Consider the following 22,252-nt stretch of genomic DNA (forward strand, 5'->3'; position numbering starts at 1 on the left):
AGGAAGCGGCGGAAGAACTCAGCTCGCCGCGAGCTTGCGCGCCTTCTCGACCGCCTCGTCGATGCCGCCCACCATGTAGAAGGCGGACTCGGGCAGGTCGTCGTGCTTGCCCTCGGCGATCTCCTTGAAGCCCTGGATGGTGTCCTGGAGCTTCACGTACTTGCCCTTGGCGCCGGTGAAGATCTCCGCCACGTGGAAGGGCTGCGACAGGAAGCGCTGGATCTTCCGGGCGCGCGCCACGAGCATCTTGTCGTCCTCGGACAGCTCGTCCATGCCGAGGATGGCGATGATGTCCTGCAGCTCCTTGTAGCGCTGGAGGATGCCCTGGACGCGGCGGGCCACGGCGTAGTGCTCCTGGCCCACGACGTCCGGCGACAGGATGCGGCTCGTCGAGTCGAGCGGATCCACCGCGGGGTAGATGCCCAGTTCGGAGATGGCGCGGTTGAGCACCGTGGTCGCGTCCAGGTGGGCGAACGTGGTGGCCGGCGCCGGGTCCGTCAGGTCGTCGGCGGGCACGTAGATGGCCTGCACGGAGGTGACCGAGCCCTTGGTGGTGGAGGTGATGCGCTCCTGGAGGCCACCCATCTCCGTGGCCAGCGTGGGCTGGTAACCCACGGCGCTCGGGATGCGGCCGAGGAGCGCCGACACCTCGGAGCCCGCCTGGGTGAAGCGGAAGATGTTGTCCACGAAGAGCAGCACGTCACGGCCCTCCACGTCGCGGAAGTACTCCGCGATGGTGAGCGCGGTGAGGGCCACGCGGGCGCGGGCGCCGGGCGGCTCGTTCATCTGGCCGTACACCAGCACCACCTGGCTCTCCTCCAGGTTGTCGACCTTGATGACGTTGCTCTCCTGCATCTCGTGATACAGGTCGTTGCCCTCGCGGGTGCGCTCGCCCACGCCGGCGAACACGGAGAAGCCGCCGCGCTCCACCGCCACGTTGCGGATGAGCTCCTGCAGGAGCACCGTCTTGCCCACGCCGGCGCCGCCGAACAGGCCGATCTTCCCGCCACGGGTGTAGGGAGCGAGCAGGTCGATGACCTTGATGCCCGTCTCGAACATCTGCACGCGCACGTCCTGCTCGGTGAACGGGGGCGGCGCGCGGTGGATGGACCAGCTCTCCTTGGCGGCCACGGGGCCCTTCTCGTCCACCGGCTCGCCGGTGACGTTCAGGATGCGGCCCAGCGTCGCCTTGCCCACGGGGGCCTGGATGGGCGCGCCCGTGTTGGTGACGGGCTGGCCGCGGCCCAGACCCTCGGTGGAGTCCATGGAGATGCAGCGCACGGTGTTCTCACCCAGGTGCTGGGCGACCTCGAGCGTGAGGTTGTTCTGCTCCGCGCTGATGTTGGGATTGGTCAGCTTGAGGGCGGTGAACACCTCGGGAAGCCCACCGGGCGGGAACTCCACGTCGACCACAGGACCGAGGACCTGGGTCACCTTGCCTACCGTCGGAACTTGAGCGCTCATGGACTGTCTCTACCGTGTCGTCGAAAGGGTTGCCCGGGGATGAACGCGCCCCCTCTACAAGCGGGCGCCCCCGGGGGTCAAGCCTGGAGGCCGTCTGGCCAGAAGGACTGCTTCTACTTCAACGCCTCCGCGCCCGACACGATCTCCATCAGCTCGTTGGTGATGACGGCCTGGCGGGTGCGGTTGTAGGTCAGCGAGAGGCTGGCGATCATGTCCGTGGCGTTGCTGGTGGCGTTCTCCATCGCCGACATGCGCGCGCCGTGCTCGCTGGCGATGCTCTCCAAGAGCGAGCGGTAGAGCTTGATCGCCACGGCCTGGGGCACCAGGCGATCCAACACCTCCTGGCGGCCCGGCTCGTACTTGAAGTCCACCAGGGCGGTCGTGGCCGCGGGGGCCTCGGCGGCCGTGGTGGCGGCACCGGCCGTCAGCGTCTGCAGGGGCAGGAGCTGGGAGACCGTCACCTTCTGGTTAATGGCGGAGAGGAACTCGTTGTAGATGACGTAGACGGCATCCACCTCGCCCCGGAGGAAGCGCGCGCTCATCTCCTCGGCGACCTGGGCGGCCTGGGCGTAGTCGGGCTTCTGGGACAGGTGGCCGAAGTCCTTGCGCATCTTCTGGCCGCGCTGGCGGAAGAAGTCGTTGCCCTTGCGGCCCACGGTGGAGACCTCGATCTCCACGCCCGTGCCCTTCTCGTACAGGAAGCGGCTGGCGCGCCGGATGACGTTGGAGTTGAAGCCGCCGGCGAGGCCGCGATCCGAGGTGAGCAGCAGCACCTCCACCCGGCGCTCGGGACGCGAGCTGAGCAGCGGATGCGCCAGCTCCTCGCCCTGGGAGCGCGCCACCAGGTCGGAGATGATCTGATCGAGCATCTGCGCGTAGGGGCGCGCCGCGGTGATCGCGTCCTGCGCCTTGCGGAGCTTGGCGGCGGCGACCATCTTCATCGCCTTGGTGATCTGCCGCGTGTTCTTCACCGAGCGGATGCGCTTGCGGATGTCGCGAAGGGACGCCATGGGGCCAGCAGCTCCTCTGGAAACTCGGGTATGACAGCGGAACCCGGACGCGGCCCCCTATATAGGCTGGTGTGGTGGCCGGTCAACCTTGGCCTTCCACACCCGGCGGATCACTCCGGAGCGAGCAAGCCGCTTCCCCACGCCCTCGCGAGGGACGAGAATGGCTCCCCCGGCGGTTGAGCCGGAATCGCATGCGAAGGGGCCGTCAAACGATGCGCCGGGCACGCCGGTGGCTGAGGGCGTTGCTCGTACTGGGGCTGGGTGCCGCCCTGGGCGTGGCGGCCGCCTCGCTGTACGTGGAACACCGGTACATGGACCGGATCGTCCCCCGGGCCCAGGCGCCCCATGCCCCGGTGGCGCTCGTCTATGGAGCGGGGCTCGCGCCAGGAGGTGTCCCCTCCCCCGTGCTCGCCCAGCGGCTGGACGCCGCCCTGGCCCTCTACCATGGGGGCAAGGTGGAAGTGCTGCTGCTCAGTGGGGACAACTCGGACCGCTTCCATGTCGAGACGCACGCCATGGCCCAGTACGTGCGCGACCGGGGCGTGCCGGACTCCGCCGTCCAGGAGGACACCGCGGGCCTGTCCACCTACGACAGCTCCGTGCGGGCCCGGAGCATCTTCGGCGTGCGGCGGGCACTGCTCGTCACCCAACGCTTCCACCTGACGCGCGCGCTCTACATCGCCAACTCGGTGGGCATCGACGCCTGGGGCGTGGCGGCGGACGAGAGCAGCCCCCGGACGCGCCGCTACGCCCTGCGCGAGACGCTCTCGCGGGTGCTGGCGCTCGGCATGGTGTGGGCGGATGCGCCCCCCCGCTACCCCTCCGGACAAGCCCCGGCTCCCTCGCGCTGAGCGACCCGGCAGGCGGGCAGGCACGGCCGCGTTGCGAGCAATCCCCCGGGTCCGCACCGTTGGGCCAGAGCAGCCATCCCGGCGTGCTTGCCTGGAGAGAGCGTCATGCGATTCAAGAAGCTCGGAGCCGAAGACGTGGGTGAGTCCGAGTCCCTGCGCCACCGGGACCCGGTCACCGGCCGCGAGGAGATCAACTTCACCGATGCGGAGCTCAGCGCGAGTCCGCCCCTGGAGGACGAGCCCGACTTCCGGGACATCCTTCCGGACCAGATCCAAGCGTTCGGGGAAATCGACGAGGACGCCGAGGATACGGTGACCGCGCGGCCGAGCCAGCCGGTGCGTCCGTACGCGCCGGATGAGCTTCCCGAAGGCTAGCCGACAGGCCCGCTCATGACCCAGCGCCCCCGTTCCCCCTCGCAGGTGACGCCTCGCACGGTGTGGACGGTGGGCCTGCACTCCCTGGCGATCCTCGCCGTGTTGTGGATGCTGGTCAGGAGTTGGACCGTGCTGTCCTGGGCCCTGGTGGCGATCTTCCTCGCGCTGGCGGTACACCCGCTGGTGAGCGCGCTGGAGAAGCGGGGGATGCGCCGGGGCGTGGCGGTGATGGGCGTGGGCCTGCTCGGACTCGGCCTGCTGGCGTCGTTGGTGGTGACGCTGGTGCCCATGCTCCTGGACCAGGGACGAGGCCTGGCGCAGGCGGCTCCGGACTTCATCGCCCGGCTGCGCCACCACCCCTGGGTCGAGCGGATGGACGAACGCTACGATCTCATCTCCCAGGCGTCCGAGGAGCTTCGCCGCCACATCTCGATGGCCCCGGGGCCCCTGCTCGGCGTGGTGACGGACGTGCTGCGCCACGTGCTGGCCGGGGTGACGATCTTCGTCCTGACCATCTTCTTCCTGCTGTTCGGCTCGGATCTGTTCAACACCGCGCTCCAGTGGGTGGAGCCCTCCCGGCGCGAGCACTACTGGCGCATGGGACGGAGGATGAACCAGGCGGTGGGCGGCTATGTGGCCGGCTCGTTCCTCGTGGCCCTCATCGGAGGCGTCTTCACGTCGGTGATGACCCTGCTGCTCGGCGTGCCCTACTTCCTGCCCCTGGGCCTGGCCATGGCGGTGCTGGGACTCGTCCCGTTCGTGGGCTCCTTCCTCGGAGGACTGTTGGTGGCCGGGACCACGGCCGCCTCGGTGGGAGGACGCCAGGGACTCATCGCCCTGGGCCTCTTCCTCGTCTACCAGCAGGTGGAGGGCAACCTGCTCCAGCCACTCGTCCAGCGCCGCACGCTCAAGATGAACCCCCTCATCATCGCCCTGGTGATGTTGGTGGGCACGGGCCTGGCGGGCCTCATCGGAGCCCTGTTGAGTCTGCCCATCGCGGGCGCGATCCAGGTGTGGTTGCAGGACCGGCTGACGCGGCTCAACGAGCAGTGGCGCCACCAGCGGGAGGAAGACGGCAAGAGCCGCCTCATCCTCCCCTCCCCGCCGCCAGGGCCTCGTGAAGGCCCCCGTCCAGCGCCGACTCCCATGAACCACTAGGAAGCCGGAACGAGAGGCCGTGGCTCAGCGCCGGCCACGCCCACCCGCGGACTTCTTCGCCGGAGCCTTCTTCGCCGGAGCCTTCTTCGCGGCGGCCTTCTTCGCCGGAGCCTTGCTCGCCGGGGCCTTCTTCGCGGCGGCCTTCTTCGCCGGAGCCTTGCTCGCCGGGGCCTTCTTCGCGGCGGCCTTCTTCGCCGGAGCCTTCTTCGCGGCGGTCTTCGTCCCAGCCGCCTTCTTCGCGGCGGCCTTCTTCGCCGGAGCCTTGCTCGCCGGGGCCTTCTTCGCGGCGGCCTTCTTCGCCGGAGCCTTGCTCGCCGGGGCCTTCTTCGCGGCGGCCTTCTTCGCCGGAGCCTTGCTCACCGGGGCCTTCTTCGCGGCGGCCTTCGTCTCGGCCGTCTTCTTCACCGGAGCCTTGTTCACCGGGGCCTTGGTCTCGACTGCTGCCTTCTTCGCGGCCGACGTCCGCGCCGGAGCCGCGGTGTCCGCCTTCGCGGGACGCGTCGCTTCGCGCCTGGCGCTCGGCCTGGACGGCGCCTTCGGCTCCACTTCACGCAGAGGCGTCACGGGCGCGGAGCGTTCCTGGGCAGCCTCCTTCCGGATCTTCCCCATGCGACGCCGGGCGGCGGCCACCACGGGCTGCTGCAACTCCTCGTCGGACTCGTCCGCGCCGGTGGGCTCGGCTTCCTCCTCGACGGCCTTCTCCTCGGCCGTTTCGGCCTCTTCCTCCTCCTCGCCCTCCTCGGCCGCGGCTTCTTCCGCCTCCTCCTCGGCCTCTTCCTCCTCCTCGCCCTCCTCGGCCGCGGCTTCTTCCTCCTCGGCCGCACCCTCCTCGGCTTCTTCCGCCTCCTCCTCGTCGCCCTCCTCGGCCGCGGCTTCTTCCTCCTCGGCCTCTTCTTCCTCGCCCTCTTCCTCCTCGGCCTGGGCCTTGGGCACCTCGCCCTCCTCGTACTCCACCGAGAGGTCGCTCAAGGCACCCTGCACCGCGGAGAGCGCACGGGCGTAGGTCCGGTCGCCGAACTCCTCCACCTCCTTGGGGGGAACGAGCACCTCGAGCATGGACTGGAGCGAGCGGTACAGCCGCAGCTCGCGCGCCTCCGTGTCCCAGGTGCCGTAGACCCAGTCGTCGCCCGACAGCGACTCCGCCCAGCCCGGCAAGGGGCTCTCGGCCTGCTCCTGCAGCGCCGACTTACGTGCGGTGAACAGATGACGGTGCGCGCCCTTGTGGCCGATGCGCCAGAGCCCCGCGGCCGGCAGCCCCTCCACCATCAGCCGCGTCTTCTCCAGCACGCTCGGAGCACCCTCGGGACCGTGCAGCGCGAAGATGGTGACGTCCCCCTGGAACTCCCCTCCGTTGAACGCGCGGAACAGCGTGGCGAGATCCTCGGGGAAGGGAACCCCGTACTCGGTCTCGGCCCGCTGGACGTCCTCCTGCCCCACTCCCGCCGACGTCCGTACCGCCGACTTCTGAAGTCCCTCCAGCCACTCGTGCATGTGCCCTCCACGTCGATGGACCCAACTTATGGCGCCCAGTCTCGCGATGCAGTACGCCTCGCCCCGTATTGTGCACGGCCCCGCTTCCCAACGGACAGCCTTTCCGCGTGGGCCCCCCCGGCTTCCCCCCCGCGCGCGGTTGAATCACCGGCCCGGTGCCGTTAGACGGAGCCGGCATGGCACATCCCGTGAGCTACGACGCGACGCCGCAGACCTTCGATGCCCTGGTGCTGGAGCCCCGGGACGAGCTGGTCGTGGTGGACTTCTGGGGGCCCGGCTGCCCCAACTGCGACATCTACGCCGCCGCCGAGCCCTCGCTCCTGTCCGAGCTGGAGGGCGCACGTATGCGCGTGGTCAAGGTGAACGCGTACGAGCACGAGGAGCTCGCGCGGCGCTTCGGCCTGTATGGCATCCCCACCTTCCTCCTGTTCCGCGACGGCGAGCGGATCGGAAAGATGAGCCAGTACTACGGGCGCGAGTACTGGCTCGGCGTCATCCGCGACCACCTGCCCCCGGCCTGAGCCTCCCCCGGCTCACGGGGACGCCTGGCGGCGCAGCTCCGGAAAGGGTGAGGTGGGCGAGCTGTAGCGCCCCGTCACCAGCGACCAGTGCATGTTGCCGCGGATCCACGCCTTCAGGCCCTCCACGTACCCGAGAAGCCGAGGGTCCGCCAACCGGGACGCCTGGAGCAGCTCCTCGCACGCGACGAACGCGTCCGTGTCCGCGTTGATGATGTCGATCGCCGTGGAAATGGCCTCGCGCAGCTCCAGCCCCCGGTTCACCCGCAGGACGTGGATGAAGTTGTTCGGGTTGCGGTGCCAGAGGACCTCCTTCTCGAAGGAGAAGAGATCGTTGGTCAACGCCACCACCCGCGTGCACAGCAGCCGCAGCCGCCGCACCAGCGGCAGGCGGAGCAGCTCCTCGGGCAGCTCCTGTCCCGGCTCGGCGAACTCCACCAGGTCCTGCGCCGTGTACACCCCCGAGTCCAGGGCACGCTGCTCGATATAGGACTCGAGGTCCGGCACCGTGCCCTCCGTCCAGTGGCGCGCCGCCGGGAGCGTGCCCCGGTGGAGGTAGTCCTCCACGTCGCGCACGAAGCGCTCCATCCACAGCTCGCTCGCCAGGCGGCTCATGCGCTGACGCCAATCCCACGTGAAGCGCTCGAGCGGCGTGGCCCGGGCCCTCAACGCGCCACCGCGCAACACCTCGAGGCACGCGTCCACGTACGCCTTCAAGTACGCCGGCCGCTGGCCCACCTCCGCCAGCTCGTCGACCTCGTCGTCGAAGAGGAACAACCACACGTGCCAGTCATTGCACAGCTCCAGCCGCTCCCTCGTGCCCCGCGGGTAGACGTGCGCCGTGAGCAGGCCGAACTGGCTCGCGTCGTAGCGCCGCACCCGCGCCGGCTCGCGCCGCAGCAGCTCCAGATCCAACACCCGCCCCCGGGTGCCACGCTCCATCATCGCCGTGTACAGACTCGGCTCGCACGGCAGCGCCGCGGGAATGCGCAGCAGAGACAAACTCGGCCCCTCCACGCACGCGGCCTCCTGAGGGAGCGCCACGCCAGGACCGGACTTGCGGGTGCGTTGTTGCATCGAGGCACCTCGCATGGCGCCCCCACGAGGAGCCCATGCCTTCCCTTGAAGACCCTGGAGAGAATTCTTCAACGGTAGCGCACGAACAACCCACACGTAGGCTGGAGTGGTCGTCCCCCCGATTCGCCAGCCGTTCAAGCCCCTCCCTGTTGCTGAACGTAAGCACCCTGTACTCTAGAATGAACGGTGTTCTCCGGGAACCACGGAAAACGTCAAAAAAGTGACGGTACCTGGCCGAGCAGGAGAGAGACCGCGCTCGCGGGGTGCGCGCTAGAGTCCGGCGCCATGAATCCCAGGCCGGCGGTTGTCCTCAATCTCGCGGCATGTGGCCTCGCGGCCGTGCTCGCCTCGGTGGGCTGCGCCCACTCCCCCTCGTGGAAGTCCGCACCCACCCCCCTCGCCTCCGCGCCCGTGGCCCCGCCCGAGGGCGCCCGGCCCCTGGCCGGCTCGCTCGAGGACTTCACCCGGGCGTGCACCACCGGGCTCGACCGGGCGCGCGAGCGGATCGCCCACCTCAAGACACTCTCGCCCTCGCGCGAGGGCCCCGCGGTGCTCGAGGCCTATGACGAGGCCATGGCGGCGCTCGGGGGCTGCACCAGCCTGGCGGGGCTGGCGCGCGAGGTCCATCCCCAGGCCGCCTTCCGCGACGCCGCGCGCGAGAGCGAGCAGCGGGCCGATGCGCTCCAGGTCTCCATCTCCCAGGACCGGGCCGTGTACGACGCGCTGAGCGCGGTGGACCTGGCCCAGGCGGATGCCGCCACGCACTACTGGATGAAGCGCACGCTGCTCGACTTCCGCCGCGCCGGCGTGGACCGGGACGGCCCCACGCGCGAGCGGGTGAAGGCGCTCAACGAGGCCATCCTCAAGCTCGGCCAGACGTTCAACCAGAACATCGCCGAGGACGTGCGCCGGGTGGAGCTGGAGCCGCGGGAGCTGGCGGGCCTGCCCGAGGATTTCGTGCGCGCCCACCCGCCGGGAGCCAACGGCCGCGTGGTGCTCACCACCAACTACCCGGACTACTTCCCCTTCATGACGTACGCGCGCGACGCGAAGGCGCGCGAGAAGCTCTGGCGCGTCTACCACCAGCGCGCCTTCCCGCAGAACGAGCAGGTGCTCGCCCAGCTCATCGCCCGGCGTCACGAGCTGGCCACGCTGCTCGGCTATGCCTCCTGGGCCGCCTACGTCACCGAGACCAAGATGACGCGCACCCCCCAGGCGGCGGCGGACTTCCTCGCCCGGGTGGAGGGCACGTCCAAGGCGCGCGCCCAGGAGGAAGCGGAGCGGCTGCTCGCGCGCAAGCGGCGGGATGAACCGGCGGCTCCCCGCATGGAGCCCTGGGATCAGGACTACTACGAGGACCAGCTGCGCACGGAGCGCTTCGGCTTCGACTCGCAAGCCCTGCGGCCCTACCTCGAGTACGCGCGCGTGAAGAAGGGGGTGATGGACATCACCTCGCGCATGTGGGGCATCGCCTTCGAGCCCGTGAAGGACGCCGCCGTGTGGCATGCCGACGTGGAAGCCTATGACGTCACCGACCATGGCGAGCGGCTCGGCCGCATCTTCCTCGACATGCACCCACGCGAGGACAAATACAAACACGCCGCCCAGTTCGACGTCGTCACGGGCCAGGCCGGCAAGCGCCTTGCGGAGGGCGCGCTCGTGTGCAACTTCCCGCGCCCCGGCGAGCTGATGACCCCGGACGAGGTGGAGACGTTCTTCCACGAGTTCGGCCACCTGCTGCACCACGTCTTCGCGGGCCGGCAGAAGTGGAAGGGCATCAGCGGCATCTCCACCGAGTGGGACTTCGTGGAGACGCCCTCCATGCTGTTGCAGCAGTGGGCCAGCCAGCCCGCCATCCTCCAGGAGTTCGCCCGCCATCACCAGACGGGAGAGCCCATCCCCACCGCGCTCGTGGAGAAGCTCCGCGCGGCGCGGGAGTCCGGCAAGGGCTTGTGGACGCGCCGCCAGCTCTTCCTGTCCGCGGTGTCGCTCGAGTACTACTCACGGCCGCCGGGCTTCGACACCACCCAGGAGTTCGCGCGGCTGCAAGAGCAATACAGCCCCTTCCGCCACGAGTACCGCGAGGGAACGCACTTCCAACTGTCCTTCGGCCACCTGGAGGGCTACTCGGCCGCGTACTACACGTATCTCTGGTCACTCGTCATCGCCAAGGACCTGGAGACCGAGTTCCAGAAGCAGGGCTACCTCGACCCGGCCACGACGATGAAGTACCGCCGCACGGTGCTCGAGCCCGGTGGCTCCAAGCCCGCCGCACAGTTGGTGGAAGACTTCCTCGGACGGCCCCACGGCTTCGACGCCTATCGCGCATATCTCGATGCGTCATGACGGGCGGACACTCCACGGGAGCGGCTCGTTTGAGAGCCGACAAGCGCCCCCGTCTGTTCCCGTGGACAGTAGACCGAACTCCCTGAGTAGGTCCATCCTCCCTGACGATTCACGACACGCAAGGGGGGGATATCATGAGCATTGGTCAGAAGAGATGGCTGCGGTGGTTGAGCCTCGCGGGGACCACGACTCTACTCATGGGCGAAGTGGCATCCGCCGAACCCAGATGCATCCGGGTCTTCGCATGTGGATGTGACATGGACGGCAGCTACGTCTATTGCTCCGAGTACTGCTGAGCCCAACGCCGGGAGAACGTGCGCATGTGGCGTGACCATTCCCATGCGGGCTGGAGGGTATCGGCGGTGATGATACTCGGGCTGGGGCTCCTGCTCTGGCTCTCCCCCTCCATCCCGGATGCAATCGGTGAGTTCCTCGATGAGCCCTGCGAGTCGGCCGTCACGGGCATGCCTTCCGCCCGTCACGTCCTCCCGCCCGCTCCACCGCTTCCCCAGGACACTTCCCGGGAAGCGGTGGCGCCGCGGTCCACGGCTCCCCCTTCCACCTCCTGGTCCACCGCTCCACCCGCCCCCGAACAACTGCTCACCCGTACCACCCCGAGCGCCTCGATGGACGCCTCGCTCCTGCCCCTGGCCTCCAAGGACATCTCGTCCGATGGACTGCCCGCCGCCGCCACGCGCTGCCATTGGGAAGGCGACGTGCTCAAGTGCGGAAGCTGCCAGAGCAGCGCGGACTGCCCCCAGGACCAGGGCTGCCTCATCAACCGCGAGACGCGCCGCCTGGAATGCATGGCGTCCGAGTGCGAGCAAGACGAGCACTGCTTTCCCGGCACCACCTGCCGTGAGCTCAAGACGGGCACCAGCAACGCCGCCATCCGCCGGTGCATGCCCGTGGGCGAGCGCGACGTGGGCGAGAGCTGCGATCCCGACTACATCTCCCGCTCCGGGGCCTGCCGCGAGGGCCTGCGGTGTCTCAACCAGGTCTGTACCCAGCCCTGTCAGCCCGGAGAGCCCACGAGCTGCCCCCGGGGCCACACCTGCACGGACGACTCGGATGGCGCGGGCTGCGTGCCCGACTGCGAACAGCTCGGCTGTGCCCCGGGTGAGCAATGCAAACGCCTGCCGAACGGCGGCAACCGGTGTCTGGCCCGGGTGACGGGCTCCTGTCCGGAGACGCCCTGCGCGCAAGGCGAGCGCTGTCTCATGGACGGGGGACGCGGCCGGGGCTCGTTCTGGTGTGCCCGCGAGTGTGAGCCCTTCCGTCCCGGAAGCTGTGGCGCGGGACACGTCTGCGGCTGGGCGGGCGGCACCACCAGCGCCTGCTTCCGTCAGTGCGATCCCAAGCAGCTCGACTCGTGCGGCGAGGGCTGGATGTGCGCCACCGTCTCCGAGGACCTGACCCAGTGGGGCTGCCGTCCCTCGGCGTTCGACTGAGGCCCGCCTGCCCTAGGCCACGCGCTGGCGCGAGGACTCGGGCAGGTGCTCCACCCCGGCGGCATGACGAGCCGCCGACCGCCACATGAACACCGTGTAGTCCACCACCGAGGCGAGCGCCGTCAGGCCCACCGCCGCCACCAGCAGCGGCACGAGCACCGGCACCACCAGCACGGCGAGCAGCGCCCCGAGCTGGAGCGTCGTCACCACCTTGCCCAGCATCCGCGCCTGGAACTTCACCGGCCGGAGCCTCGGCACCACCCGGGCCACGAGGAAGCCCAGCCCCGTCGCCAGGTCGCGCACCACGAGCACGCAGAACGCCGCCAACGACAGCTTGCCCTCCAGCACGTACGTCAGCAGCGCCACCATCACGAAGCCGCGGTCCGCGAGTGGATCGATGAGCGCGCCCCAATACGACTCCAGGTGCTTGCGCCGGGCGATCCACCCATCCAGGAAGTCCGTCAGGGCCGCGGCCACCACCAGCCCCACGCGCACGAGCGACGCCTCCCACAGCACGAAGGCGGCGGCCAGCGGCAGACGGGACAGGGAGAAGGTGTTGAGGAGCACGAGGCTCGTCCGGCGGCGCATACCCTCAAACTAGGAACGCCGCCCGTTCATCGCATGAGGGCTCGCCAAGGCACCCCACGAGGGCAAGGCACGTCCGGCCGCCCTCCAACGAGGCGTCTCGAGCGGCTGGTTTTTCGCTAGTCCACACATCGCGGTCCCGCGTGCCGCGCCTCTTATCGACTACCCGATAGAGCCACTCATTCCCGGGGGAAACCCGCGCCCGCCCGCGGGGCCGGACGGAGATTGCACGCCCGCTGTGCTCAACCCAGGAGCGTGTTCGACATGAGTTCCTCCGCTGGAGATCCGGGCGCCAGCCGGCCGCCCCCGGCAGCCCCCTCCACCCATCCCATCACCCTCCGGGTCAACGGCGCGCCCAAGCAACTGGACATCGCCCCGTGGACCACCCTGCTCGATCTGCTGCGCGACACGCTCGACCTGACCGGCACCAAGAAGGGCTGTGACCACGGCCAGTGCGGCGCCTGCACCGTGCTCGTCAATGGCAAGCGCATCAACTCCTGCCTCTCCCTCGCCGTCACCCAGGATGGCGCGGAGGTCACCACCATCGAGGGGCTCGCCTCGGGCGAGACGCTGCACCCCGTGCAGGCCGCCTTCGTCGAGAAGGACGCCTTCCAGTGCGGCTACTGCACCCCGGGGCAGATCTGCTCCGCGGTGGGGCTGCTGCGCGAGGGCCGCGCCCAGAGCCTGGACGACATCCGCGAGCTCATGAGCGGCAACCTCTGCCGCTGCGGCGCCTATCCCAACATCCTCGCCGCCATCGATCAGGCGCGGCGCCAGGGCAACGGAGGCCAGACGCCATGAACCGCTTCTCCTACGAACGCGCGGACACCGTCGCCGGGGCCGTGAGCGCGGCGAGCCAGACGCCCTCGTCCCAGTTCATCGCCGGCGGCACCAACCTCGTGGACCTGCTCAAGGCCAACGTCGTGCGCCCCGAGCGGCTCATCGGCCTGTCGCGCCTGCCGCTCGACACCCTCGAGGAGACGAAGGAGGGCGGCCTGCGCATCGGCGCGCTCGTGACCAACGCGGACACCGCCTACCACCCGCTGGTGGAACGGCGCTATCCGCTGCTCGCCCGGGCCATCCTCGCGGGCGCCTCGGCGCAGCTGCGCAACATGGCCACCACGGGCGGCAACCTCCTGCAACGCACGCGCTGCTACTACTTCTACGACCCGGGCACGCCCTGCAACAAACGCGAGCCCGGCAGCGGCTGCGGCGCGCGCGAGGGCATCAACCGCATCCACGCCATCCTCGGCACCAGCGACCAGTGCATCGCCACCCACCCCTCGGACATGTGCGTGGCGCTCGCGGCGCTCGCCGCCACCGTGCACGTCACCGGGCCCCGGGGCGAGCGCGCCATCGCCTTCGCCGACTTCCACCGGCTGCCCGGCGACACGCCCGAGCGCGACTCCAACCTTGAGCCCGGTGAGCTCATCACCGCCGTGGAGCTGCCTCCCCAGGGCTTCGCCTCGCACTGCACCTACCTGAAGCTGCGCGATCGCCAGTCCTATGCCTTCGCGCTCGTGTCCGTCGCCGCCGCGCTCGAGCTGGACGGCGGCACCATCCGCGAGGCCCGCGTCGCGCTCGGCGGCGTGGCCCACAAACCCTGGCGAGTCCCCAGCGCCGAGGCCCTGCTCCAGGGCAAGCCCGCCACGAGGGAGAACTTCCAGCCCGTGGCGGACGCGCTGCTCCAGGGCGCGCGAGGCTTTGGTCACAACACCTTCAAGATCGAACTGGCCCGGCGCGCCATCGTGCGTGCCCTCTCGCAGGCCGCCGGACTGGAGCACTCCTCATGACGACGCCCTCCTCTCTGCTCGGACAACCCATCAGCCGCGTGGACGGGCCCCTCAAGGTGACCGGCCAGGCGAAGTACGCCGGGGAGTTCAACGTCCCGGGCCTCACCTACGGCCATGTCCTGTCGAGCACCATCGCCCGGGGCCACATCAAGAAGATCGACACCAGCGCGGCGCTCGCGCTGCCGGGCGTGCTGCACGTCTTCACGCACGAGAACCGGCCGGGCACCGCCTGGTTCGACCGCAACTACAAGGACGAGGACGCCCCCGCCGGCTCTCCCTTCCGGCCGCTGGATGGCGCGGACATCGTCTACAGCGGCCAGCCCATCGCGCTCGTCGTCGCCGAGACCTTCGAGCTCGCCCGCCACGCCGCTTCCCTCATCCGCGTGGAGTACAAGACAAAGGAGCACGAGACGGACCTCGCCGAGCAGCGCCACAAGGCCCACTCGCCCGCCCCCGGAAAGGGCGGCTATGAGCCCCCTCCCAAGCCCCGAGGAAACCCGGACAAGGCGTTCAAGAGCGCGCCCATCCAGGTGGACGCCGAGTACTCCACGCCCGTCGAGCACCACAACCCCATGGAGACCCACGTCTCCACCGTCGTCTACGAGGACGACGGCACGCTCAGCATCTACGACAAGATTCAAGGCGTGCAGAACAGCTACGACTACGTCTCGCGCGTCTTCAAGCTCGACAAGGAGCAGGTGCGCGTGCGCTCGCCCTTCGTCGGCGGCGCGTTCGGCTCGGGGCTTCGGCCACAATACCAGTTGTTCCTCGCCGTCATGGCGGCGCGCGAGCTCAAGCGCTCGGTGCGCGTGACGCTCACGCGCCAGCAGATGTTCACCTTCGGCCACCGCCCCGAGACGCACCAACACGTGGCGCTCGGCGCGGCCCCGGACGGCACGCTCCTGTCCGTCATCCACGAGACGCTCAGCGAGACGTCGCGCTTCGAGGACTACTGCGAGGTCGTCGTCAACTGGTCGGGCCTGCTCTACCAGTGCGACAACGTGCGGCTCGACTACAAGGTGGCCCCGGTGGACCAGTACACACCCATCGACATGCGCGCCCCCGGCGCGGTGCTCGGCGTCTACGCGCTGGAGTGCGCGATGGACGAGCTCGCGTACAAGGCGGGGGTGGATCCGCTCGAGTTGCGCTTCAAGAACTACGCGGAGCGCGACCAGAACCAGGACAAGCCCTTCTCCAGCAAGGAGCTCAAGGCGTGCTACTACCAGGGCGCCGAGCGCTTCGGCTGGGGCAAGAGGAGCCCCGCGCCGCGCTCGATGCGCGAGGGCAAGCAGCTCATCGGCTGGGGCGTGGCCACGGGCATCTGGGAGGCGATGCAGCAGCAGGCCGCCGCCAAGGCGGTGCTGAGCATCGATGGCACGCTCACCGTGAGCAGCGCCACCGCGGACATCGGCACCGGCACCTATACGGTGATGACGCAGATCGCCGCGGAGACTCTCGGCCTGCCCCTGGACAAGGTGACCTTCAAGCTGGGTGACTCCTCGCTGCCCAAGTCTCCCATCGAGGGCGGCTCGTGGACGGTGTCCTCGGTGGGCACGGCGGTGAAGGAGGTCTGCGAGAAGGTGCGCGAGCAGGTGTTCGCGTTCGCGCGCAAGGTGCACCACTCGCCCCTGGCCAAGGCGGAGCTGGACGAGGTGACGTTCAGCGGGGGCCACATCCGGCTCAAGTCCGATGCCTCGCGCGCGGTGTCGCTCACCGAGGCCATGCGCCACGCGGGGGTGCTCCACGTGGAGGAGCAGGCCATGGGGCTGCCCAATCCCAAGCAGATGCAATACACGCGCGCCTCGCACTCGGCCGTGTTCGCCGAGGTGAAGGTGGACGAGGAGCTGGGCGTGGTGAAGGTCACCCGCGTGGTGAGCGCGATCGCCGGTGGGCGCGTGCTCAACCCCAAGACGGCGCGCAGTCAGATCATCGGCGGCATCGTCTGGGGCATCGGCATGGCGCTGGAGGAGGAGACGCTTCTGGACCAGAAGCTCGGCCGCTTCATGAACCACGACCTCGCCGAGTACCATGTGCCGGTGAACGCCGATGTGCACGACATCGACGTCATCTTCGTCGACGAGGAGGACACCATCGTCAACCCCCTGGGCGCCAAGGGTCTGGGAGAGATTGGCATCGTCGGAGTAGCGGCGGCGATCGCCAACGCCATCTTCCACGCCACGGGCAAGCGCGTGCGGGACCTGCCCATCACGATCGACAAGCTGTTGTAGGCGCCGGGGAAGGGAGGGCAAGCGCACCAGGCCCGCGCTGGAAGTGCCGTACCTTTTTGCCGGAGGCTCCCGAGCGGCGGGTTCAATTCCCGCCGCTCCCAGTAGAGGTTGCCCGCCGCCTTGAGTTAAACCCACTCCTAACAAGGAGGCGCGGCTCGCATCAGGGGACCAAATTGGTTCTTATCGGACAAAATTTGGACCAAATCCGGAGGCGTAATAGGCGGGATGGAGACCCTGTTGAGGGTGAGGGCTGGAGCGGAGGAGGCGAGCAAGACCGCTTGATGGCTGCCGCCAGGGCTGTGCGCCGGGCCGATGGAGAGGCGGTACAGCCCTCTTCGGGCACACGTCGGCCCGAGCGGCCCACCCAGCAGAGGGGCGGCAAGGGGAGCGGGCTTCTTTGGCACCGTTACGGCTTGGGGCTCAACACCGCGCGCGCTGGGCTAGCCCCTGCGCTTTAGCCACTCTCGCCCTTCGAGGTGGACAGTCCCAGGTGCGCCGCAAACTGGCCCGCTCGCATCTTCCGGCTTCGGCTCTGCTCCCCACCGTCTCACAGTCCGGAGCTCAGCGTAAGATGGGGCGCGGCGAGGACGTACGCAGTACCTGGAGGCCGCAGCCGACTCCCTCATGAACGACTGAACATCAGCGACAACCGCTGCCTTCGTTCCCGGCCTGCGGACGACCTTTTCCTCTATGCTCACACGCACAGCGCGGACCACACAGCCCCGCGCCGAGGTCACCATGAGACTTGTTGGCCATGGCATTGATATCGTCGAGGTCGGGAGGATCCGCGATCTACTCGCCACCTCCAGAGAAGACTTCGAACCGGCCTGGTTCACCTCTGTCGAACAGGAAGCCGCCCGTCAGCACCCGGATCCCGCCGCTTTCTATGCGAGGCGTCATGCGGCGAAGGAGGCTGTGCTCAAGGCACTTGGAACGGGGCTGACACAGGACATTGCCCCGATTGACGTTGAGATTCAGGCCCAGGAGTCAGGAGCACCCGTCGTCGTACTCTCTGGTGGTGCGTTGGCCGTCGCGAAGCAACTCGGCATCAGGCGCTGGTTGCTCAGCATCAGCGACACGGAGCATCTCGCCATCGCGTCTGCACTCGCCCTCCAGGACGACAGTTGAAGGGGTTCTCACCCCGCCACTTCAGGCTTGACTGTGACGGTTCTCGCATCCAGATCGACCAAGACCGTGCCACCGTTCTGGTCCCGAATCTGATTCCACACGTCGAACCCCATCAGGATCGCTTTCTCCCAGTCTCCAGCGGAGCACCTGCTGACCTCGAGGTGGGCCGTCATCATCTTGATCGTGCGAAGAAGATCGGATCGGACTCCCTTGGCGCCCTTCAAGAAGTCGTTCTCCTCCGCGTAGCCGAAGATCATCGCCGAGATTCCCTCCTCCAGCGCAGCGGCCCGCGCGCCATCCTCTACCTCATCGACTAACGGGTCAGCCTTGCGCTTGCGCTTTCGGTCGAGAAGCTTCCCGCTTCTAAGAACGGGCGACCAGCCAAGGACGGCTGCATAGACAAAGTGGAAGATATCGTGGAAACGATAGCCATCATCCGTGTACGCATTGTCCGTTAGCCCGTCACCGACCTGATTCCCTTCGATGAGCACCTGGATCTTCGGCCTGCCCTGTCCCTCAAGAGGACGAATCACGAGTTCCATCTTCCGCGGTAGCCGCTGCTCGGGCGGGTATCCCTCGTCGAAGGAGTGGCCGCCGTTCAGGAGGGCCAGTTGCCTTCCGCCGTGCTCATCCCACCGGCTACGGCACTTCGCCAAGTTGTCGCTGGCGATCTTGTCCAAATCGAGGCCGAGCTTGCTAGCGACATTCGAGAGGTACCAGAGCAGGTCTCCCAGTTCCTCTCCGATGCGCTCGTTGAACAGCTTGTAGGATGGGCCGTCGCGCAAGCACTTCTTGAATTCGCTGAGCAATTCGCCGGCCTCTCCGGCGAGCCCGAGCAGTGACATCATAATCTCAGGCCCAGTGGGTGGATCGCCGACCGTCCTCTCGGCCGGCATCTGGTCAGTGCGCAATGCGGACAGTTGGTACTCACGAAACTCCATTGTTAGCTCCTCACTACTTGCTGCGCCGAATCGCCGCCTGTAGGTGGTTGGGCCTGTCTGCCTTTGCGTCTCGGGTGAGTAACTCGTTGATCTTCCACTTGGGGGGGTACCAAAGCTCGAGAGGTGCCTGGTTCGCGGTGAATCGCTGCTTGATTCGGGTTCGCCCCGTGAGGCCCACTAACTCCGGGTGGTGCACACGGGCGTACTTGTCGACTTCACAGAAGAGGTTCTGGCAGTCGATGAGCTGGAGGCGTCGTCCCCAGAGGGACTCGAACTTAAGATCCAGTCGCTTGAACTCCTGCTCCTGCCGCTCCGCGATGAACTTGATGATCTCGGACTCATTCAGACCACCGAGATCTGCAAAGCACTTGCGAATGCCATCGAGCGCACCGGGACCTGGAACCACGAACTCCATTTCGCTGAAGGCGGTCAACTCGCTGTAGTTGATGTCCGTGATGTACTGATAGGCCAGGAAGTTGCCAATGGTCGGATACGCTCTCAACAGCTCGAATCCTACCTGCATGGTTCGCGCGTCGGTCAGCCGTTGGGGCAGATCGTCCGCGATCATGCGCTCGATGAGTTGCAGGTGGTTGCGATGCTTCTTCGCGTGACCGAGCGAGCTGCTACCCGACGGCATGATGTAGGCGGCAGAATAGATCCTCGCGCCCTCTGCTTGGGCGGCTGTGAGTATCTTGTCGAAGCGGGCGAACGAGTAGTCCTCGAGCGTGATCGTCCCTAGAGCCTTCTCCAGCCGTTCCCACGTTTCTATCTTATTGAAGATCTTGAAGAGGATGATCCGGAAGAATATCTCCGGGGCAGTCTTCGGAAGGTCATCACGGTAGATGACGTGGCGGATGAGGTACTGGCTCACCCGGTCGGACGCGCGATACGCGTTCGTGAACTTGTGCTCGGTAAGAATCCTATCGCTGGTCCAGGGGGGAGGCTCACCGCGGAATCTCTTGAAGAATATGTTCTGGCGCTCGACGGCGAAGCGCCAGTAAGTGTCATACGCGGCAGTCGGCTTTACGGGGTAAAGGTGTCGCACGGAGGTCGCCGGCACAGCCTGCGACGAGCGTTGAGGAGCAGCGAAACCGATGCTGAGCTGAGCCTCTGTACGTGCTCCCGCCGACACAGCCGCACGGCCGCTAGACGTCTCAAGGACATGACGGACTTGGGCGAGAGTCTCCGATAGCGAACCAACATTCTCGATCACCGCAACCGGGTAGCCACGCCGCTCCTGCTTCGCGAGACCGTCGTACTCGTCTCGTAAGCGCAGCCACCGAGGCAGTGGCTCGTCGCGCTCGATGGGGGCATCGCGGCGCAGCAAGAACACCACATCAGCGAGGACAGGGCCCCAGAGGAGCCGCTCAACGCCAATGAGCGCCTCCAGGACCTTCCGGTCCACGCCGCCGACGAGCCCGTACACCAAAGTCGACCACCAGAAGCGATCAAGAACGACGGTCGTCCCCTTGCGCAGAGTCGGGATAATCCGGCGCTCAATCGCATCGAGGTGCGCCGCAATGTGCAGAGTCTGCGTGGCAGCAGCGGTTACGCTACGCACCCCAAATCGCTCGGCCTCGTGATGGATTCCGTAGACCAGATGGCCGAGAGTTCCGACTTCTCTGCCGGGGAACGTCAGGAGTTCTGCCCGTTGGCCCTGGGCACTGAGCTCACGGACGAGTTCTACGGAAATGGTGGATTTGCCGACTCCGTCGGGCCCTTCGAAAACAATGAGCCGACCCGTAGGCGTGTTCCTGGACATGATGGGTATCTGCTCTGGTCGCTAGGTCGCGGTCTGCGATTTCGCAGCGTCGACGAGGTTTTTTGCGGCGGCCTTGAGAGCCACCCACTCTGGTACGTTCTGATTGGGCCGCTTGTCCATTTTCTCGACCCCAGCAAAGCAGGTCATTCGCTCGAAAGTCAGGCCGGTCTCATGTGCGACGAAGGCTCCAAGGCGGCAGAGCCCGAGGAAATTGCCGTATGCGCGATCAAGACCCTGCTGGCTGGCGTAGAACGCGTTCAGCTTGAGCGTCTTCGCTGCGAAGTCCGGAACGAAACTCACGTGCTGGAGGCACGGAAAGCCAAGCTGGTTGGCGCGAGTGTGGTCGCGCAGGGGATCAAAGATGGAGGCCTGGAACATCGTCCGCCGCGTTTTGGGACGACAGTTCTCGATGATAAATTCAAGTTGGTTCCCGTCAGCAACCTCGCTGTCCGGTGGGATATAGGAACTCCTCTCCCCGGTCTTGGGATTGGTGTAGAAGGCAATGAGCCGTGCGAAGTAGAGCCCGAGACGGTTTTTGCTCAATGCCATGTCAACGTAACTAGGCAGGTTCTCGAGGTACGTTGCGTAGAACGCCTTCCGGTCGCCCTTGGTCATCAGCCACAAAGACTGCGGGAAGATGGTGTTCGCGACGGTGTTAACGCACTGGCGATTGGTCGCTTCCAGACAAGCGTCAAGCGCGTTTCGGACCGTCTCGTCCTCTATCGCCTCGCCGTCCTTGAACCCGGTGACGCTCACTACGAGCGGTGCGAGCTCCTCGTCCGAGCGCGTGGCGAGGCACAGGAACATGCGGGCCCACACGAGCGAGAGATTATCCTCCTCGATGACAGGTATCTTACTCATCCTCATCCTCCTCTTCGACGTGTCGGTACTTGGCGAGTCCTTCGTACTGAAAGCGCGCGATCCTGACGATGATAGCCCATGCGCTCTTCGGGTCATGAACTTGGACCAAGCCAGGCTTCTCGGCCTGATAGAGGCTTCCCCCGGGAAGGTCTTCAACGAAGCTCAAGTTCGACTTGTCTGGGACTACTCCCGCTGGCATGAGGATCTGTGTCCCGACTTCTACGTCCAGCGTCGGATGCTGGTAGTGCCTGTCCACGACGATGAGTGGATTATCCGATGGATGACCAAGGAGCGACCGGCGGATGGCCGGAAGCTTCGTCCTTTCCAGCTCCTTGACCCGGGTGGGGGAGATTTCTTTGATGCTGTAACCCAGGTGGTTCGCGAGCGTCTCGTAGCCCACGCCGAAGTGGCAGGCCACCGTGAAGACCTGCTCCGGTGACGCGGACCCCAGGTCCCAACCGCGTACACGAAACGCATTGCGCACGCCCAGTTGCGGCATCAGAAGAAATCCCGAGAAGGCGTTCACCAGGAATTCATCCGGCTTGAAGACCGGGTGGGTCTCATCTTCCTTGCGTAGTTCGTCAATCGCGGACCCATGTCCGAAGACGTGGTGGCCCAGTTCGTGCCCGCAGGTGAACGCGCGCCTTCCGAGCGGCCGCAGAGACGATAGGTAGATTTGGGGTGGCTCACCCGCTACGTACATTCCCTCCATGCTCGCGATCGCCTTGAACTGCACTCGCAGACTCAGCTTCTCACACAGCTTGTAGACGCAGATTGGGCTCTCGTCGTCGAGCCCCCCTACCTCCCGAATCTCCAACGCCTTGTTAAGTGCCCTCCTCACGAGTTCGCCACGCTGCGCGCTCATCTCTTCTTCTCCGGCTGGCGCGTGGCGGCCAGCAGTGTGAACAGTCGGTCCTGGTCCTCGGGCTTCAGCTTACTCAGCTCGCGCGCCGCAAGTTGGATTTTGTCCTGGTGGGGGTCGAGTCGCTCCGCCCCTTCACCCATGAGCCAAGCAACAGACACCTCGTAGATTTCAGCCATGCGCCCGATTTCCTCGGCCGACACGTTGCGATTCCCCGCTTCCGCCTCTGAGATCGACGGGCGATGAAGGCCGAGCATCTTGGCGACCTGCCCCTGAGAGAGACCGGCCATCTCACGAGCTGCGCGGATACGGCTGGCGATGATCATCTTCTTGCTGTCATTTGCGCTCATG

Annotated in this window: 20 protein-coding genes; 10 read left to right on the plus strand and 10 right to left on the minus strand. The window is 67.1% G+C overall.

Features of this window, described 5'->3' with window-relative positions:
* Positions 1–18: 18 nt before the first annotated feature.
* On the minus strand, positions 19–1,464 hold the full coding sequence (gene atpD / locus F0U63_RS46260; protein ID WP_395841448.1) for a F0F1 ATP synthase subunit beta: 1,446 nt from the start codon (positions 1,462–1,464) through the stop codon (positions 19–21).
* Positions 1,465–1,577: 113 nt separating this feature from the next.
* Positions 1,578–2,474 carry an ATP synthase F1 subunit gamma gene (atpG, locus tag F0U63_RS46265; protein ID WP_395841450.1) on the minus strand — a complete coding sequence of 299 codons (897 nt, stop codon included), beginning with the start codon at positions 2,472–2,474 and terminating at the stop codon, positions 1,578–1,580.
* 212 nt (positions 2,475–2,686) lie between these two features.
* Between atpG and F0U63_RS46270 the strand changes: the two genes are divergently transcribed.
* The 3 genes from F0U63_RS46270 (at position 2,687) to F0U63_RS46280 (ending at position 4,858) form a co-directional block, all read left to right on the plus strand.
* Entirely contained in the window at positions 2,687–3,325 is a 639-nt protein-coding gene (locus tag F0U63_RS46270; protein WP_395841452.1) for a vancomycin high temperature exclusion protein, read from the plus strand.
* A gap of 105 nt (positions 3,326–3,430) precedes the next feature.
* Positions 3,431–3,700: a hypothetical protein gene (locus tag F0U63_RS46275; RefSeq protein WP_395841454.1), complete on the plus strand. Its 270-nt coding sequence runs from the start codon at positions 3,431–3,433 to the stop codon at positions 3,698–3,700.
* A gap of 15 nt (positions 3,701–3,715) precedes the next feature.
* Positions 3,716–4,858: an AI-2E family transporter gene (locus F0U63_RS46280; protein WP_395841456.1), complete on the plus strand. Its 1,143-nt coding sequence runs from the start codon at positions 3,716–3,718 to the stop codon at positions 4,856–4,858.
* Positions 4,859–4,882: 24 nt separating this feature from the next.
* Here the strand turns inward: F0U63_RS46280 and F0U63_RS46285 are convergent, their stop codons facing one another.
* A complete protein-coding gene (locus tag F0U63_RS46285) occupies positions 4,883–6,349 on the minus strand; it encodes an SMI1/KNR4 family protein (RefSeq protein ID WP_395841458.1) in 1,467 nt (488 codons plus the stop codon).
* 176 nt (positions 6,350–6,525) lie between these two features.
* Here F0U63_RS46285 and F0U63_RS46290 point away from each other — a divergent pair, with 176 nt between their 5' ends.
* The gene (locus tag F0U63_RS46290; RefSeq protein WP_002621873.1) at positions 6,526–6,870 is read left to right on the plus strand and encodes a co-chaperone YbbN; all 345 of its coding nucleotides are present in this window, start codon (positions 6,526–6,528) and stop codon (positions 6,868–6,870) included.
* Positions 6,871–6,882: 12 nt separating this feature from the next.
* Here the strand turns inward: F0U63_RS46290 and F0U63_RS46295 are convergent, their stop codons facing one another.
* Positions 6,883–7,944, minus strand: coding sequence for a hypothetical protein (locus F0U63_RS46295; RefSeq protein WP_395841460.1), 1,062 nt, complete (start codon positions 7,942–7,944; stop codon positions 6,883–6,885).
* A gap of 285 nt (positions 7,945–8,229) precedes the next feature.
* Here F0U63_RS46295 and F0U63_RS46300 point away from each other — a divergent pair, with 285 nt between their 5' ends.
* Together F0U63_RS46300 and F0U63_RS46305 are read left to right on the plus strand one after the other, a co-directional pair.
* Positions 8,230–10,290 (plus strand): M3 family metallopeptidase, encoded by a 2,061-nt coding sequence (locus F0U63_RS46300; RefSeq protein WP_395841462.1) that lies wholly within the window; start codon positions 8,230–8,232, stop codon positions 10,288–10,290.
* 365 nt (positions 10,291–10,655) lie between these two features.
* Positions 10,656–11,741: a hypothetical protein gene (locus tag F0U63_RS46305; protein ID WP_395841464.1), complete on the plus strand. Its 1,086-nt coding sequence runs from the start codon at positions 10,656–10,658 to the stop codon at positions 11,739–11,741.
* Between the two features lie 12 nt (positions 11,742–11,753).
* Here the strand turns inward: F0U63_RS46305 and F0U63_RS46310 are convergent, their stop codons facing one another.
* Positions 11,754–12,329 carry a CDP-alcohol phosphatidyltransferase family protein gene (locus F0U63_RS46310; RefSeq protein WP_395841466.1) on the minus strand — a complete coding sequence of 192 codons (576 nt, stop codon included), beginning with the start codon at positions 12,327–12,329 and terminating at the stop codon, positions 11,754–11,756.
* Positions 12,330–12,590: 261 nt separating this feature from the next.
* Between F0U63_RS46310 and F0U63_RS46315 the strand changes: the two genes are divergently transcribed.
* From F0U63_RS46315 to acpS, 4 genes are all read left to right on the plus strand, one after another.
* A complete protein-coding gene (locus tag F0U63_RS46315; protein ID WP_395841468.1) occupies positions 12,591–13,127 on the plus strand; it encodes a (2Fe-2S)-binding protein in 537 nt (178 codons plus the stop codon).
* Complete coding sequence (locus tag F0U63_RS46320) at positions 13,124–14,119, plus strand: FAD binding domain-containing protein (RefSeq protein ID WP_395841470.1); 996 nt, start codon at positions 13,124–13,126, stop codon at positions 14,117–14,119. The genes F0U63_RS46315 and F0U63_RS46320 overlap by 4 nt, the downstream gene beginning before the upstream one ends.
* Positions 14,116–16,347 carry a xanthine dehydrogenase family protein molybdopterin-binding subunit gene (locus tag F0U63_RS46325; RefSeq protein WP_395841472.1) on the plus strand — a complete coding sequence of 744 codons (2,232 nt, stop codon included), beginning with the start codon at positions 14,116–14,118 and terminating at the stop codon, positions 16,345–16,347. Before F0U63_RS46320 ends, F0U63_RS46325 begins: the two co-directional genes overlap by 4 nt.
* A 738-nt stretch (positions 16,348–17,085) precedes the next feature.
* Positions 17,086–17,475, plus strand: coding sequence for a holo-ACP synthase (gene acpS, locus F0U63_RS46330; protein WP_395841474.1), 390 nt, complete (start codon positions 17,086–17,088; stop codon positions 17,473–17,475).
* A gap of 8 nt (positions 17,476–17,483) precedes the next feature.
* Here the strand turns inward: acpS and F0U63_RS46335 are convergent, their stop codons facing one another.
* The 5 genes from F0U63_RS46335 to F0U63_RS46355 are packed head-to-tail and all read right to left on the minus strand — an operon-like array spanning position 17,484 to position 22,251.
* Positions 17,484–18,416: a nucleoside triphosphate pyrophosphohydrolase family protein gene (locus F0U63_RS46335; RefSeq protein WP_395841476.1), complete on the minus strand. Its 933-nt coding sequence runs from the start codon at positions 18,414–18,416 to the stop codon at positions 17,484–17,486.
* 13 nt (positions 18,417–18,429) lie between these two features.
* Positions 18,430–20,178, minus strand: coding sequence for a nucleotide kinase domain-containing protein (locus F0U63_RS46340; protein ID WP_395841478.1), 1,749 nt, complete (start codon positions 20,176–20,178; stop codon positions 18,430–18,432).
* Between the two features lie 21 nt (positions 20,179–20,199).
* Positions 20,200–21,039 (minus strand): hypothetical protein, encoded by an 840-nt coding sequence (locus tag F0U63_RS46345; RefSeq protein ID WP_395841480.1) that lies wholly within the window; start codon positions 21,037–21,039, stop codon positions 20,200–20,202.
* Positions 21,032–21,904, minus strand: coding sequence for an ImmA/IrrE family metallo-endopeptidase (locus tag F0U63_RS46350; protein WP_395841482.1), 873 nt, complete (start codon positions 21,902–21,904; stop codon positions 21,032–21,034). The genes F0U63_RS46345 and F0U63_RS46350 overlap by 8 nt, the downstream gene beginning before the upstream one ends.
* Entirely contained in the window at positions 21,901–22,251 is a 351-nt protein-coding gene (locus F0U63_RS46355) for a helix-turn-helix domain-containing protein (protein ID WP_395841484.1), read from the minus strand. The genes F0U63_RS46350 and F0U63_RS46355 overlap by 4 nt, the downstream gene beginning before the upstream one ends.
* Position 22,252 lies beyond the last annotated feature (1 nt).

Origin of the sequence: Cystobacter fuscus (genome assembly GCF_044360685.1) — a bacterium.
In the GTDB taxonomy this organism is placed as follows: Bacteria; Myxococcota; Myxococcia; order Myxococcales; family Myxococcaceae; genus Cystobacter; species Cystobacter fuscus_C.

What these genes read in the sequence shown, in the direction of transcription:
- atpD (WP_395841448.1), bottom strand. Translation starts at nt 1,464, where the DNA reads ATGAGCGCTCAAGTTCCGACGGTAGGCAAGGTGACCCAGGTCCTCGGT.
- atpG (WP_395841450.1), bottom strand. Translation starts at nt 2,474, where the DNA reads ATGGCGTCCCTTCGCGACATCCGCAAGCGCATCCGCTCGGTGAAGAAC.
- F0U63_RS46270 (WP_395841452.1), top strand. Translation starts at nt 2,687, where the DNA reads ATGCGCCGGGCACGCCGGTGGCTGAGGGCGTTGCTCGTACTGGGGCTG.
- F0U63_RS46275 (WP_395841454.1), top strand. Translation starts at nt 3,431, where the DNA reads ATGCGATTCAAGAAGCTCGGAGCCGAAGACGTGGGTGAGTCCGAGTCC.
- F0U63_RS46280 (WP_395841456.1), top strand. Translation starts at nt 3,716, where the DNA reads ATGACCCAGCGCCCCCGTTCCCCCTCGCAGGTGACGCCTCGCACGGTG.
- F0U63_RS46285 (WP_395841458.1), bottom strand. Translation starts at nt 6,349, where the DNA reads ATGCACGAGTGGCTGGAGGGACTTCAGAAGTCGGCGGTACGGACGTCG.
- F0U63_RS46290 (WP_002621873.1), top strand. Translation starts at nt 6,526, where the DNA reads ATGGCACATCCCGTGAGCTACGACGCGACGCCGCAGACCTTCGATGCC.
- F0U63_RS46295 (WP_395841460.1), bottom strand. Translation starts at nt 7,944, where the DNA reads ATGCAACAACGCACCCGCAAGTCCGGTCCTGGCGTGGCGCTCCCTCAG.
- F0U63_RS46300 (WP_395841462.1), top strand. Translation starts at nt 8,230, where the DNA reads ATGAATCCCAGGCCGGCGGTTGTCCTCAATCTCGCGGCATGTGGCCTC.
- F0U63_RS46305 (WP_395841464.1), top strand. Translation starts at nt 10,656, where the DNA reads ATGATACTCGGGCTGGGGCTCCTGCTCTGGCTCTCCCCCTCCATCCCG.
- F0U63_RS46310 (WP_395841466.1), bottom strand. Translation starts at nt 12,329, where the DNA reads ATGCGCCGCCGGACGAGCCTCGTGCTCCTCAACACCTTCTCCCTGTCC.
- F0U63_RS46315 (WP_395841468.1), top strand. Translation starts at nt 12,591, where the DNA reads ATGAGTTCCTCCGCTGGAGATCCGGGCGCCAGCCGGCCGCCCCCGGCA.
- F0U63_RS46320 (WP_395841470.1), top strand. Translation starts at nt 13,124, where the DNA reads ATGAACCGCTTCTCCTACGAACGCGCGGACACCGTCGCCGGGGCCGTG.
- F0U63_RS46325 (WP_395841472.1), top strand. Translation starts at nt 14,116, where the DNA reads ATGACGACGCCCTCCTCTCTGCTCGGACAACCCATCAGCCGCGTGGAC.
- acpS (WP_395841474.1), top strand. Translation starts at nt 17,086, where the DNA reads ATGAGACTTGTTGGCCATGGCATTGATATCGTCGAGGTCGGGAGGATC.
- F0U63_RS46335 (WP_395841476.1), bottom strand. Translation starts at nt 18,416, where the DNA reads ATGGAGTTTCGTGAGTACCAACTGTCCGCATTGCGCACTGACCAGATG.
- F0U63_RS46340 (WP_395841478.1), bottom strand. Translation starts at nt 20,178, where the DNA reads ATGTCCAGGAACACGCCTACGGGTCGGCTCATTGTTTTCGAAGGGCCC.
- F0U63_RS46345 (WP_395841480.1), bottom strand. Translation starts at nt 21,039, where the DNA reads ATGAGTAAGATACCTGTCATCGAGGAGGATAATCTCTCGCTCGTGTGG.
- F0U63_RS46350 (WP_395841482.1), bottom strand. Translation starts at nt 21,904, where the DNA reads ATGAGCGCGCAGCGTGGCGAACTCGTGAGGAGGGCACTTAACAAGGCG.
- F0U63_RS46355 (WP_395841484.1), bottom strand. Translation starts at nt 22,251, where the DNA reads ATGAGCGCAAATGACAGCAAGAAGATGATCATCGCCAGCCGTATCCGC.